Source organism: Mesorhizobium sp. M0663, from assembly GCF_040320585.1.
In the GTDB taxonomy this organism is placed as follows: Bacteria; Pseudomonadota; Alphaproteobacteria; order Rhizobiales; family Rhizobiaceae; genus Mesorhizobium.
The window spans coordinates 198,482-212,075 of record NZ_JAMYPX010000009.1 but is presented as its reverse complement, the minus strand read 5'-3'; the positions used below and the strand labels follow the sequence as shown (position 1 = coordinate 212,075).

The window sequence follows — 13,594 nt, the reverse complement described above, 5'->3', positions numbered from 1 at the left end:
GAGCATCGTTTCAGGCATTCTCATCCCCTCCAGATCACGTCCAAGAATCGCATGGGAAGGCCATGATCACAAGCCTATTGCTGTCTTTGGTTGATAAAGGCCATTTTTGCTGCGAGTGAACAAAAAGAGAACGAGAGAGTCAAGAGCCTCTTGACCTGAGAGGAATATGTTCCTCTTTTCTGTGTATGCCAGAACAACCCGAAAAGTGGCCGAGAGGCGCGCCATGGACGTTAATGCATGCCCACAACGCGGGGCAGGTGGCCCGCCTTACCTGTGGCCTCTGCAACATCAAGCGCTTCTATAAACCGCTCGAACTTCGGGAAGTGATGGGCAACGTCACCATTGACCAGGTGCGGGCAAAAGTCCGTTGCGAAAAGTGCGGACGCAAGGAATCGATGCGGGCGGAACTGTTCCATCCCGTCGGGCAGGAATTGGAGACCATCCGTTTCCGGCGCCTGGTCGAGATCAGATGGGAGCGGCGTGTGGTCTGGAGGGACGAATAAGGCTAGGGACACCGCTCTCGGCTTTTGCCCGATGTTCGTGGGTATCTCTTAAGGAACGCATGTCGTGGGTAAATTGGACGTGTGGTGTTCGATAATCAGCAGCGGCGGTGGATCGGCTCGCCGCAAAGGCAGCACGGCGCGATGTTGTGGCGGCGACGCGCCGGAGGATGGCTTGCCGGCGATTGGCCGACATGCGGACTGGTGGAGGGTTTGTGGTCACAGGACTGAACGCAGGCGCACGGCTGTGAACGCTTGTGTCTCAAGGCGCTGTCTCAGTCTTGAAATCTGAACTCCTTTGAGGTCGACCGCCGAAGCTATGGCTCAAATAGCCTGGCGATTGCGTCTGCTGCCAGTGCCGGCGTTGGCTCGGAATTCGCCGTTGCCTTCGCTGTTCCGATCGAGTCTATTGCCCCAAAAATCATTCAGTCGGAGCGGGCATGGCAGCGGGGAAAATCACACAGGCGGAAATCAACAAGGCGGCGTGGGCTGCCTGCGACACCTTTAGGGGCACGGTCGACGCGTCGGTCTACAAGGACTACGTGCTGACCATGCTGTTCCTGAAATACATCTCCGATGTCTGGAAGGATCACTACGAGGCCTACAGCAAGGAACACGGCGACCATCCGGATCTCATCGAAGCGCTGATGAAGAACGAGCAGTTCGTGCTGCCCAGGGGCGCGAGCTTCTATGATCTCCACCGAGACCGTCACAAGGCCGGCAATGGCGAGCGCATCGACAAGGCCCTTCATGCGATCGAGGAGGCGAATGGCAACAAGCTGCGCGATGTGTTCCAGGACATTTCCTTCAACGCCAACAAGCTGGGCGATGAGGAGCAGAAGAACGACATCTTGCGAATGCTGCTGGAGGATTTCGCCAAAGATAGTCTGGACCTGAGGCCGAGCCGAGTCGGCAGTCTCGACATCATCGGCGGCGCTTACGAATATCTCATCTCCCGCTTTGCGGCGTCTGCCGGCAAGAAGGCGGGCGAGTTCTACACCCCTGCCGAAGTCTCCACCCTGATGGCCCGACTGATCGAACCCCAGGAAGGCGATGACATCTGCGATCCGACATGCGGGTCCGGGTCGCTGCTGATGAAATGTGGCCAGGAGATCACCCGGCACACCGGCTCTAGGAAATACGCTCTATACGGCCAGGAGGCGATCGGCTCGACCTGGGCGCTGGCCAAGATGAACATGTTCCTGCATGGTGAGACCAATCACCAGATCGAATGGGGCGACACCATCGGCAACCCCAAGCTGCGCACGGCGGAAGACCAGTTGCGCCATTTCGATATCGTGGTCGCCAATCCGCCCTTCAGCCTCGACAAATGGGGATCTGAAAAAGCCGCAGCCGACCGCTTTGGCCGCTTCCGCCGGGGTCTGCCGCCGAAGACCAAGGGCGACTATGCCTTTATCCTGCACATGATCGAGACCATGAAGCCGCGCACCGGGCGCATGGCAGTCGTCGTGCCGAACGGCGTCCTCTTCCGGGGTTCGAGCGAAGGTGAAATCCGCCGCAGGCTGATCGAGGAGAACCTTCTGGATACAGTGATCGGCCTGCCCGAAAAGCTGTTCTTCGGCACCGGCATTCCCGCCGCCATCCTTGTTTTCCGCAAGAAGAAGCCTGACGACACCGTGCTGTTCATCGATGCCTCACGAGAATACGAGGAAAGCACCAATCAGAACCGTCTGGGCGAAGAGCAGATTCTGAAAATATTCGCCGCATTCGACGATCGTGTCTCGGTCGGCAAATACGCCCATCTGGCTACCGCCAAGGAGATTGCCGACAACGACTTCAACCTCAACATTCCACGCTATGTCGATACCTTCGAGGAGGCGGAGGAGATCGACCTGATGGCGGTGCGGACGGAGCGTCTGAAATTGAGCAGCGAGATGGCCGAACTTGAGGCTAGGATGAAAAATTACTTAAGCGATCTCGGATATAAATAGCACAATGAACGTGGAGCTTGGCAATCACGCACACATAACGAAGCTTGCAGGTTTCGAATACACCAATCATTTTGACTACAGCGTTGGAGGGGAGATTATAGCGCTGCGAAGCATGAACATTAGAGACGGGCGTTTAGACCTCTCGGATGTGCAAACCATGCGTATCGAAGTGTCTGACGCGTTGCCACGATCTAAGCTACGGAGCGGCGATATAGTATTGGGGTATGTAGGATCAAAGCTCGGTAATCTCGCAAAGATTAATGAGGATAACCGGTTTCATCTCGCTCCTAACGTCGCGCTTATCAGACCATCGAGAGATTTGCTGGCCGATTATCTACTACAGTTCATGCTCGGTCCGATCTATCAATCCAAGCTCTGGTCATTTGCTGGCTCAACAGGGCAACCAGCCCTCAGCATGGCCAATATTCGTCGATCAAAAATATGGCTCCCCCCGCTCCCCGAGCAGAAGAAGATCGCCGAAATCCTGTCGACGTGGGACGTAGCCATCGGTACCACCGAGAAGCTGCTCGCCAACGCCGAGGCCCAGAAGCTGGCCCTCATGCAGCAATTGCTCACCGGCAAGCGACGGCTAAAGGGGTTCGAAGGAAAAGCCTGGAGGATGGCTCCAATTGCTTCTGTCGCGAAAGAAGTCTCCGATCGCAACAGGGATGGGGACGAGTTTCCAGTGGTTTCCTGTTCGAAGACTCTCGGCTTTGTTAACTCCCTTGAATACTTTAAAAAACAGGTCTTCAGCGACGACCTCACTGGCTACAAGTTAATCCGGAGAGGACAGATCGGCTATCCGGCCAACCATGTTGAGGAAGGCTCGATCGGACTGCAAAACCTTCATGAGATCGCCTTGGTGAGCCCGATCTACACGGTGTTCGAGACAGCATCAGAAATGGATTCAACCTTCCTGTTCCGCGTGCTGAAGACAGACCACTACAGGCAGTTATTTGCGGCGGCGACCAATGCCTCGGTCGACCGACGGGGAAGTCTCCGCTGGAAAGCATTCTCAATCATCAAGGTGCCTGTCCCAACCCCCGATGAGCAACATACGATCAACAATGTGCTTGGTGCGGCCACAAAGGAAATCGAGGCCATTTCGGCCGGTCTTTCACGTCTTCGGTTAGAAAAATTCGCCCTCATGCAACAGCTTCTCACAGGTAAGCGGCAGGTCATGGTGTGAACGTCCCCGGGCGCCCAACGACCGACGAGGAAACCCAGGCGAAGGTCCCGGCGCTCGCCCTGTTCATGAAACTCGGCTGGTCCTATTTGTCGCCGGCCAACTGCCTGAGCATGCGCGGCAGCGAACGGGCGGTATTGCTGGAAGCCGTGCTGCACGATCATCTTGCCGCCTGGCGCTTCGCCTATCGCGGCGCGAGCCATGCGCTCTCCGCCAGCGGCATCGCCCAGGTGTTGAAGGCGCTGAATGACACCGGTCTCAACGAGGGCCTGACGCCTGCCAATGAGCGGGTCTGGAAACATCTCGCCCTTGGCGTCACAGTCTCCGAATTCATGCCGGACGGACACAGGCATTCCGTCACCGTGCCGCTGGTCAACTTCGCGGACCCTGCCAGCAATCGCCTCCACGTCACCGAGGAGCTTTCCGTCGAACGGGAGGGCGGGCATGGCCGCTTCCGGCCCGACATCGCGCTCTATGTCAACGGCGTCCCCCTGGCCGTCATCGAGGCCAAGCGCCCGACCGGAAGCCATGCCGAAAAGCTGATGCTGGCCGAGGGCGTTTCGCAGCATCTTCGCAACCAGAAGCCGGAAGGCGTCCCGGCGCTTTATGCCTATGCCCAGCTCCTCCTCTCCATCTCCGGGCAGGACGGCAAATACGCCACGACCGAGACCCCGGCTAAATTCTGGTCCATGTGGCGCGAGGAGGAGATTCCCGCCGCAGACATTGACGCGATGGTCAATACTAGGCTGCCGCCAACGCAGCATTCCGCCCTCTTCGCCGAGCGCCTGCCCCATGTTCGCGCCTTTTTCGATGGCCTCTGGTCGAAACCCGTCACTACGACGGGGCAAGATCGGCTCATAATCTCCCTGTTGCGGCCCGATCGCCTGCTGGAGTACGTCCGCTACTTCCTCCTTTTCGACCGCAAGCTTGGCAAGATCGCCGCCCGCTATCCCCAGGTCTTCGGCATTAAGTCGATGCTGGCGCGGATGGAGAAGCGCAACCGTGACGGCGGGCGCGAGGGCGGCGTCATCTGGCACACCACCGGCTCCGGAAAGTCCTTCACCATGGTCTTTCTGCTCAAGGCGCTCCTGATCCACGACTCCCTTGCCCGCTGCCGCATCATCGTCATCACCGACCGGGTCGACCTGGAGCGACAGCTGTCGACCACCTTCATGGCGGGCGGTGCTTTCGGCTCTGCGGTGGCGACGAAGAAGGAGGGTGAGAACGCCAAGGCGTCGTCAGGTCGCGACTTAGCGCAGCGCATCGGCTCTGGTACCGAACGCATCATGTTCACGCTGCTGCAAAAGTTCAATTCGGCGACACGCTTCAAGGAATGCCACAACGCATCCGAAGACCTCATCGTGCTGGTCGATGAGGGGCACCGCAGCCATGGGGGCGAGAACCATGAGCGGATGCGCAAGGCACTTCCCAACGCCGCCTTCATAGCCTTCACCGGAACGCCGCTGCTGAAAAACGACAAGACGCAGAACAAGTTTGGGCCGATCCTCCACGCCTATACGATGCAGCGGGCGGTGGAGGATGGGACGGTCACCCCGCTGCTCTACGAGGAGCGCCGACCGGTTGTCGACGTGAATGCCGAGGCGATCGACAAATGGTTCGACAAGATCACCACGGGGCTTTCCGATCAGCAGCAATCCGATCTGAAGAAGAAGTTCGCCACCCGGGGCAGCGTCTACCGCGCCGGCAACCGTATCGACCTAATCGCCTGGGATATCGCCACGCACTTCTCGCAGAACTTCAAGGAGCTTGGCACCGGGCTCAAGGCGCAGCTGGCGACCGATAGCAAGCTTTCCGCCATCCGCTACAAGCAGGCACTCGACGCCACGAGTCTCGTCACCAGCGCCGTCATCATCTCGCCACCCGACACCCGCGAAGGCCATGAGGACACCGACGAGGCGAAGACCCCGGAAGTCCAGAAATGGTGGGCGGCCAATGTCGGCAACGATGCGGAAGGATACGAGCGTCGCGTCATCGAGGATTTCGCCACGCCCGGCCGGCCGGACATCCTCATCGTCGTCGACAAGCTACTGACCGGCTTCGACGAGCCGCGCAACGCGGTGCTCTATATCGACAAATATCTCAAGGAGCACAATCTGCTCCAGGCCATCGCACGGGTGAACCGTCTTCACGAGGCCAAGCAATTCGGCTTTCTCATCGATTATCGGGGCATCCTGACGGAACTCGATACCTCGCTGAAGGACTACCAGGACCTCGCCGAGCGCACCCAAAGCGGCTACGACATCGAGGATATCGAAGGGACCTTCGCCAGCGTTGCGACCGAGTACAAGCGCCTGCCGGGCCTCCATGCCTCGATGTGGGCAATCTTCGGCAGCGTCAAGAACAAGGGCGATCGCGAGCAGTTCCGCCTTGTGTTGACCCCGAATTCGGTCCTTGGCGAAGACGGCGCAAGCTACGATCGCAATCAGAAAGTGCGCGAGGATTTCTATGCCGCGCTGACCGAGTTCGGCATGTGCCTGAAGCTCGCCCTTTCTTCACGCGCCTTCTTCGAGGACGGCTCCTTCAGCGAGGCGACGATTGCGGGCTACAAGAAGGACTTGAAATTCTTCACCGAGCTGCGCATCCAGGCCAAGCAGGATGCCATGGAGACCGTCGACTTTTCGGCCTACGAAGAGCAGATACGCAAACTGGTCGACAAGCAGGTGGTCGGCGTCGAGATCAAGGAGTCGGAAGGCGTCATCGACCTCACCGGCTTCACGGACAACAAGCAGGCCGGCTATGACGCCTCCGCCTGGAGCGACGATAAGGCCCGCGCCGAGACCGATGTCATCAAGACCCGGCTGACCAAAACCATCGAACAGACGTTGGCCGACGACCCCTATGCCCAGGCGGTCTTTTCCGACCTACTGCGCCAGGCGATCAAGGAGGCGGAATCGCTTTTCAATCACCCGCACAAGCAATACATCCTGTTCAAGGACCTGGAGGAAAAGGCAAGGATGCGGGCCAATCCGCACGCCCCCGACCGCTTCCCGGACAATCTGTATGCGCAGGCCTATTTCGGTTTGTTCCCAATCGTCCTGGGCGAAGTGGCCGCGCGGGATCGTGGCGAGGACTGGCTTGTCTCCGAGGCCTTCCATATCGACGCGATCGTGAGCAACGCAGTGGCGACGTTCTCGATCAATCCGGCCAACATCGAGGCCGACATCAGGAACCGTCTCCTGCCGCGCTATTTCAAGGCGCTGGGAGGGCTGGACAAAGCCCAGGCGCTGGTGGACCGCATCGTCGAAATCGTTCGCCTGGGGGCTTCCCGTGGCACTCTCTGAGCGCAACCTGTCGACGCTGCGCTATGGCGACCAGAACATCGCCTATGTCGTGCGGATCAACCCAGCCCGGCGCGAGCGCATTGCCATCCATGTCCATCCCGACGGTGCCGTCGAGGTGGAGGCTCCCGAGGACGCTAGCGAGGAAGCCATCCGCAAGGCCGTGATGAAACGCGCCCGCTGGGTTGTCCGGCATGTCACCGAGGCCAGGAAACGCTTCGAACATGTGCTGCCACGGCAATATGTCAGCGGCGAGCAGGCGCTCTATCTCGGCCGCCGCCATGTCCTGAAGGTGATGCAAGTGCCCAAGGCAGAGCGGTCCATCAAGCTGAAGCGTGGCCTCCTCATCGTCGCGACGGACAACACCGACAAGGCGGCGCTTCGGGCTCGCCTACGGGCCTGGTATCGCGTCAAGGCGCGGGACTACTTCGCCGGCCGCATCGAGGCGATCTCAAAGGCGCTGCCCTGGGTCCAGGAGCCGCCGTCTTTCCGGTTGCTCGACATGAAGCGGCAATGGGGTAGTTGCGCGACGGGCGGCTCGGTTACGCTCAATCCGTTCCTGGTCAAGGCTCCACGCGAGGCGGTTGACTACGTCATCACCCACGAGCTTTGTCACCTGAGGGAACACAATCACAGCCCCGAGTTCTTCCGTCTCCTCACACGCTCCATGCCAGGCTGGGAGGCCATCAAGTCCCGCCTAGACCACAGCGCCGAGATTATCTTGAACGAATGATAGTGAAACTCTGTCATGCGCACTAAGACGCAGTGCTCTGAGAGGGTACGTCGTTTGACCACGGGTTTCCATAACCCATCCGACTCGGTGACACAGGGCGACTTCGTGATACGACGACCGGATCGGAAGATTGACAGGTCCTCAGGACCATTAGAGGTGTGGCCTTTGACTATGCCAGGATTTGTGGTAGTCGAGTCAATAACTGTGGCTAAGTTGACTAGCAAAATCAGCAGGTTACGGTGCCACCAGATTTAGAGGTCCGAGTCCTCTTCTGGGCACCAAATTCCCGTTTCGAACCGATTGATGCGGTTTCAGAGACCCAAGAAAAAGCCCGGTTTGCCGGGCTTTTTCTTGATCCAATGCTCTAGGCTGCCCTACCGTCAGCCATGGCATCCACAAGATATCTAACAATTATCCGTCCGGGTTAGGCAGTGATCTGTCATTGCGGCAGCGCAGCAGCGGAAGGACTTGGCCCGAGATCACTCTGGTGATCTTCTGTTGCTTGGCGTTGGTTACGACGTTCATGCACGCACATCCGTAGCCGTGACCCGAACCAGGTACATTGGTCTCGACGAATTGCCGCTCGTCAAAGGCCGGCACATTGTCGATGCCTTCGGGATCCGGGCGTCCCTGCATCTGGATCCACCAATCCCCGTCACTGTCGGTCAGGACGAGGTTGCCGGGTGTCGGGCTGGAGTACCAACCACAACGGCGCTCGGCATGGGCGGTCGCAGGCAAGGACATGATGACCAGGCCGAAACAGATAGCGAACAGCAGGCGCATGAGAATCTTTGCCTCCCTGAAGTAAGCAGGTCATGCCGCGAGTAATGTACGTTGGCGCCGGTGGCGAGGCGCATGATTTGTAAGTCTTATGGCTTCAACTTCGTGTCCACATGTTCTTCGATCAATCCGCAATGAAGCGTCACAGGCTTCCTTTGGACATCACTTAGTGAACCGTCGATGAAGTCGCAGCTGAGCAGATTGTCCGGACTGCTCTTGCGCGCCGACGCAATGTTGACGTTGACCTTGGCCGGCCCGGCAAGCCAGTCGAGACGCTTCGCGTCGACCTTTGCGCCGCTGACGTGGGCGTGGCCCGCTGTGCCCGCTATCTCGACCTCTTCGTCCTGCGGCGTGAGATCGATCTGGCCGACTTCGTTGGCATGCTTCTCGGCGCTCCGCTTCGGGTCACCGTAATAGGAGGCGAAGACAACGATCCTCTCTTTGTCAGCCGCGAGCTTGGCGGCTGCTTTCTTGGAAAGCGTGACGTTAACGTCGAAGCTCATGTCAGTCTGGGCTGTTGCCGGCACGGCACATGCCAACAGTACAGATGCCGCAATTGTCATTGCGAGCGACGATCCATAGCGTTTCACAATCCACCTCCCTCAAGTCCCTCACGCAATGATGATGCCCCTCGCATCCTTTCATGTCTGGCGGCGACGTCACGCTCGCCGCCGGCTTCATCGTGATCCGATCAGCTGTGGCATGTGTCAGTTCGCGGCCGGAACAGGGCAGCTCATGTCACCTTCCTGGCATTTCAGATAGCCTTCGAAACCTTTGACACGGGATTGTGTCAGGCCGTCCTTGCACTGCGCGATGAGCATTGGCATCATGCTTCCTCCGGCCGCGCCTGCGGTCTGGAAACTGCACTCCGCGTCGCGAAACTTGCCCCAATCCCGCTGTGCCTGAACAAGAAGCTTCTTGGTATCCGCATCGTCCTTCAGGCGGGCTTCGATCTGCTTGTAAAGCTCATTGAGCTTCTTGTCGGATTTCTGGAACTCGGCACCGAAGCACTGGTTCATGGTGGCCTGATCCTTGGCCTCGGCGCACTTGTCCTTGGCAAGGGCGAATGTCGGCGCAGCCAGAACCGCGGCAGCAGTCAGTATCGCTATTTTCATCGATTTCCCTTTCCGGTTGCAGTCAAGCTCTTAAGTTGCTCAGCCCCGCCCTATGTTCTCTTCAGCTATCCGTCATTGCCACGGTCGGCCGTGCCCATGGCCTGATTATCTGGTTTTCATTGGATCAGCTTTGCCACCTTCGGCGACCGTGACGCTGCCGACCTTTCCTGAGCCGGTCAGTCTGCCGCCCTCCTTGACCGTGACTTTGCCGGAGACCTCCCCGTCAACGACAAGCAGTCCCGAGACGGAAACGTCACCAGTCAACAATCCGGTCACGCGCAACTCCGCCCCAGACGCCACTTCGGTTATGCCCGAATATTTGTTCTTTCCGCTCAGGGTCAGCTTGCCGCCGGCGACCACGAGGCCGCCGCTGTCGCCGGCGTCATCATAGTTCGCGATGGTTCCATCAAATTGCCCGTCGGCTTCTGTCAGGATCAGTCTGCCCGCACCCAGATAGACCTCGCCTTTACCGCTAAGGTTGCGAATGGCCGTATCGTTCAGGGAGTGCGCCACCCCCCAGGGCTTCAGATAGTTTCCTTTCTGATCGATGTTGAGCACACCGTCGACCATGACGCGCGAGGAATGCTCGATGTTGCCCGGCCCGGCCAGAGTAAGATACCCATCGGCCGCGATATGGGTTGTGCCGGTGTAGGTATTGGCCCCGGTCATGCGCACGTCCGCGTCCTTCTCGATCGTGAAGTCGCCGGCGCCGGAGATTATTCCGGCCAGTCCGAGCCAGCCTTTGCTTCCAGCATCGCTGGTCGCGCGATTCAGCTGCACTTGATCCTCGGCAGCCGCGTCTGTCGTAAAGTTAGCAGCGCTGACAAAATAGGGTGAATATGCGGTCGTCTTGTTCTCCAGATCATACATTACGGAATTTGACTGGAAGAAGGGTAGCCCGACAACAACTCCATTGCCCCCCTCCTCATCGCTTTGTCGATCCATAACGACATCGCTGTATTCCTTGTTGTTGAAACTATCTTCAAATCCCAAAATCCTAAAATCGACTACCGTATAATCATATTCATCAAGCTTAAATCCTTTCGAGCGAAGCTTATTAAAAAAGCCTTCTGTGGTGATACCGAGAAAGGTCGACGATCCAGTATCCAATAAAACAGGTCCACTGAAATCAACCGATTGCTTCTTTCCCTTATGATCAAAAGAAATTGTATAATGGTAAGACCCTTCGTAGTGATTGGATGCGTTCGCGCCTGATCGCGGGAATCGTCTCTGGCGGAATTCATAATCCAGTTCGCCCCAGGGCATCAGGGCCGTAAACTGGGATCTCAGACTGGGGGACAAATTCAGCGTCAGGCAGGGAGCGCAGCCCGGTGTCGTCTTCTTTCCAAGATTTGCATTGGCCGAGACCACATAGCCGCTTTGTGTCTGACTGGCGGGAGCGGCGGCCTCGTCCCCCTCATCGAGAAAATCGCCGGCTCCAAAGACACCGTAAAACGTCGTCGAACCACCGGGTTCGCCATTCTGCATGCTCTTGCGCGCATTAAGATCCGCATAGACCGGCGTATCGCCGCGGTGGCCAACGGGCTTTTGCGTCAATTTCATATCCTTGAGATAGCCGAAACCCTTGGTGAAGACGTAATCCACCACCCGACCGGCGCCATAGCCACCGTCGAAGGTTACGACAGGCTGCGAGGGATCATCCGGATCGTAATAGGACAGGCTGTCGAACCGGACCTGCTGTACCCAATCTCCATAGGTGCCGTCTCCATAGGCGTACATTTCGGGCTTGCTGCCGTGCACCGGCTCTACGCCAGGGACACTCGAATCGATCTCGGCGTTGAATTCATCCGACCCGGTGTCGAATTCGAACAGACGAGGCTTGGCACCATTGATGCCCAGCGCAATCCCGAGATTGTGATAAACGACGTCAGCGCTTCCGTGGCCCCTAACATGTTGCAACGGAATAGGTATCGGGTCGGCAGCCTGGGCAAGGCCGGTCTGGCCGTTCTCATCGGCCACGGCAGGTACCGCATGTGATGTGTTCGCTGCCGGAACGGGGCAGCTCGCATCGCCTTCCCTGCATTTCAGGTAACCCTCGAAATCTTTGACACGGGATTGCGTCAGGCTGTCCATGCACTCCGCGATGAGCGTTGGAATTACGCTTTCTCCGGCCGCTCCTGCGGTCTGGAAACTGCACTCCGCGTCGCGAAATTTGATCCAATCCCGCTGTGCTTGAACGAGAAGCGTCCTGGTATCCGCATCGTCGTTCAGGCGAGTTTCGATCTGCCTGTAAAGCTCGTTGAGCTTCTTGTCGGATTTCTTGGACGCGGCATCGGCGCACTCGTTCGGGCCGGCCTGATCCTTGGCGGCGTCGTAGCACTTGTCCTGGGCAAATACGAAAGCCGGCATGCCCAGAACCATGGCAGCGCTTAGTATCACGGTTTTCATCGATTGCCCTCTGTCCAGAACTGCCGGCACGGTCGGCCGCTAGTTGGCATCGTCATCGTCCGATCCGTCAGCGTCGTTACTGTCATCCGACGCATCGTCATTACTGTCGGTGCTGTTTTCGTCTTCACCATCTGCCGACGGGTCGTCATCGTCATTCTGATCGCTGGAATCGTCCTGATCGTCGGAATCATTGTTGTCAGTGCTGTCATCCGACGCATCGTCATCCGTGCTATCGTCGTCGGTGTCGGTGCTGTTCTTGTCATCATCACCGTCCGTTGAGTTTTCATCGTCGTTCTGATCGCTCGAATCGTCCTGATCGGAACTGTTGTCGTCGGTACTGTCGGCCGGGCTATTGTCGTCAGTATCGGTGCTGGTATCGTCGTCGTCAGCATCGGGAGAAGACACATTTGCGTCCGGATTGGCGTCGCCAGGCTGCGAGTCGTCCTCGCGATAGCTCGTATCATTGAGGCCCGTCTCCATCTCGTCGTCATACTCATCGACGATCTGCGTCCACTCCTCTCGATTGTCGACGCTCGTCCATTGCGAAATATTGTCGACCGAGATGTTGGTGTTGAAGTTGTTGACGGTGATGTTGGTGTTGACCTCGACGACATCTGCGACTTCTGTCCCGCGGTTCACGCCAAACAGGAAACTGGTGGCACTCACGGCAAGGGCGGCCCAAACGAGTCTGTCGACATCAACCGGCGTCGAAATCGGTTGATGCCGCACTGTGGCAAGCACGTCACCCGGTCGGATACCTTGCCGCGCGGCAATGCCATGGGGTGCAACAGCCAGGACATACACCCCGCGAAGTTTTGGCGGGATCTGGTAGCGGTGCCGAGAGGCGTGATTGATCGGTATCAGAACCGCATCAAGAGCCCGGGAGACGTAGGGTTTCGGCAGATCATACTTGCTGGCATGCGCAATATTGATCGTTTGCGGGACGGTTACGCTTACGACGGCCGTCATTTTCACTGACGTTGCCAATGCACGGGCGAACTGCACGATCAGTCTGGATTTTCGAAGACTTTGCATTTTGCACATCCTGCAGCTGATGATTGGAGTCGATCTCAGAGCCCCGGCGCCCCGGAGCGCTCACCAATCATTCTCCCCCTGCACCAACGGTCAGCGGCAATTTCCAGCGATCATCACCGTCGTTCCGTAACTTCCTCGGCAAAACACTTTGCCAGGTCTTGCGGCGCTCCGAGCTTCTTCGCCCAGGATACCAGTTCAGGTTTTTCCGACGGCTCGGCATAGCCGCCCCACACGTCGCGAAACTGCTTCTTTCCGTCGACTGTCTGGAAGAACATCACGCCGTCGTCGCTCACCGGCGTGGAGACGTAGGCGGCGCTCCAGCTGCCGCTCTCCATGATCGAGAAGAACTTTGCCTGAGCGGGCTTGAACTTATTGGTCATCGCCGAGACGACGAGAGGGGCATATTCCTGCTTGCGCGCCTTCGTCACTTCGACCTTTATACCGTCACAGGCGTTATTCGCAGCGAAAGCGGACGTCAGCGCCATTCCCAACCCCGCAAGGCCGACCATGACGATTTTGACACGTCGACGGATGAGACCGTTCAATTCAGACATGAGTGGCTATCCTCTTCGTTGTTCGCTGCAG

General features: G+C 58.0%; 11 protein-coding genes. 5 read left to right on the top strand and 6 right to left on the bottom strand.

The genetic code is table 11. The features are described 5' to 3' along the window. Positions 1–257: 257 nt before the first annotated feature. The 5 genes from NKI54_RS18555 (at position 258) to NKI54_RS18535 (ending at position 7,670) form a co-directional block, all read left to right on the top strand. The gene (locus NKI54_RS18555) at positions 258–503 is read left to right on the top strand and encodes a hypothetical protein (protein ID WP_352692122.1); all 246 of its coding nucleotides are present in this window, start codon (positions 258–260) and stop codon (positions 501–503) included. Positions 504–940: 437 nt separating this feature from the next. Further along, positions 941–2,452, top strand: coding sequence for a type I restriction-modification system subunit M (locus NKI54_RS18550; RefSeq protein ID WP_352692120.1), 1,512 nt, complete (start codon positions 941–943; stop codon positions 2,450–2,452). 4 nt (positions 2,453–2,456) lie between these two features. After that, the gene (locus NKI54_RS18545; protein ID WP_352692119.1) at positions 2,457–3,641 is read left to right on the top strand and encodes a restriction endonuclease subunit S; all 1,185 of its coding nucleotides are present in this window, start codon (positions 2,457–2,459) and stop codon (positions 3,639–3,641) included. Further along, positions 3,638–6,940: a type I restriction endonuclease subunit R gene (locus tag NKI54_RS18540; RefSeq protein WP_352692118.1), complete on the top strand. Its 3,303-nt coding sequence runs from the start codon at positions 3,638–3,640 to the stop codon at positions 6,938–6,940. The genes NKI54_RS18545 and NKI54_RS18540 overlap by 4 nt, the downstream gene beginning before the upstream one ends. Beyond that, positions 6,927–7,670 carry a M48 family metallopeptidase gene (locus NKI54_RS18535; RefSeq protein ID WP_352692117.1) on the top strand — a complete coding sequence of 248 codons (744 nt, stop codon included), beginning with the start codon at positions 6,927–6,929 and terminating at the stop codon, positions 7,668–7,670. Before NKI54_RS18540 ends, NKI54_RS18535 begins: the two co-directional genes overlap by 14 nt. A gap of 411 nt (positions 7,671–8,081) precedes the next feature. On the opposite strand, the gene NKI54_RS18530 is transcribed toward NKI54_RS18535, so the two are convergent. From NKI54_RS18530 to NKI54_RS18505, 6 genes are all read right to left on the bottom strand, one after another. Further along, positions 8,082–8,453 carry a DUF4087 domain-containing protein gene (locus NKI54_RS18530; protein ID WP_352636106.1) on the bottom strand — a complete coding sequence of 124 codons (372 nt, stop codon included), beginning with the start codon at positions 8,451–8,453 and terminating at the stop codon, positions 8,082–8,084. A gap of 86 nt (positions 8,454–8,539) precedes the next feature. Continuing rightward, positions 8,540–8,977, bottom strand: a complete 438-nt coding sequence (locus NKI54_RS18525) for a hypothetical protein (RefSeq protein ID WP_352692116.1) — start codon at positions 8,975–8,977, stop codon at positions 8,540–8,542. Between the two features lie 180 nt (positions 8,978–9,157). Continuing rightward, positions 9,158–9,565, bottom strand: a complete 408-nt coding sequence (locus NKI54_RS18520; RefSeq protein WP_352570169.1) for a lysozyme inhibitor LprI family protein — start codon at positions 9,563–9,565, stop codon at positions 9,158–9,160. 105 nt (positions 9,566–9,670) lie between these two features. Next, entirely contained in the window at positions 9,671–11,974 is a 2,304-nt protein-coding gene (locus NKI54_RS18515) for a lysozyme inhibitor LprI family protein (RefSeq protein ID WP_352620864.1), read from the bottom strand. 39 nt (positions 11,975–12,013) lie between these two features. Further along, positions 12,014–13,009: a PDZ domain-containing protein gene (locus NKI54_RS18510; RefSeq protein WP_156937405.1), complete on the bottom strand. Its 996-nt coding sequence runs from the start codon at positions 13,007–13,009 to the stop codon at positions 12,014–12,016. A 113-nt stretch (positions 13,010–13,122) separates the two neighbouring features. Further along, complete coding sequence (locus NKI54_RS18505; RefSeq protein ID WP_031212356.1) at positions 13,123–13,563, bottom strand: hypothetical protein; 441 nt, start codon at positions 13,561–13,563, stop codon at positions 13,123–13,125. Between the last annotated feature and the right edge of the window lie 31 nt (positions 13,564–13,594).

What these genes read in the sequence shown, in the direction of transcription:
- NKI54_RS18530 (WP_352636106.1), bottom strand. Translation starts at nt 8,453, where the DNA reads ATGCGCCTGCTGTTCGCTATCTGTTTCGGCCTGGTCATCATGTCCTTG.
- NKI54_RS18505 (WP_031212356.1), bottom strand. Translation starts at nt 13,563, where the DNA reads ATGTCTGAATTGAACGGTCTCATCCGTCGACGTGTCAAAATCGTCATG.
- NKI54_RS18515 (WP_352620864.1), bottom strand. Translation starts at nt 11,974, where the DNA reads ATGAAAACCGTGATACTAAGCGCTGCCATGGTTCTGGGCATGCCGGCT.
- NKI54_RS18550 (WP_352692120.1), top strand. Translation starts at nt 941, where the DNA reads ATGGCAGCGGGGAAAATCACACAGGCGGAAATCAACAAGGCGGCGTGG.
- NKI54_RS18510 (WP_156937405.1), bottom strand. Translation starts at nt 13,009, where the DNA reads ATGCAAAGTCTTCGAAAATCCAGACTGATCGTGCAGTTCGCCCGTGCA.
- NKI54_RS18520 (WP_352570169.1), bottom strand. Translation starts at nt 9,565, where the DNA reads ATGAAAATAGCGATACTGACTGCTGCCGCGGTTCTGGCTGCGCCGACA.
- NKI54_RS18545 (WP_352692119.1), top strand. Translation starts at nt 2,457, where the DNA reads ATGAACGTGGAGCTTGGCAATCACGCACACATAACGAAGCTTGCAGGT.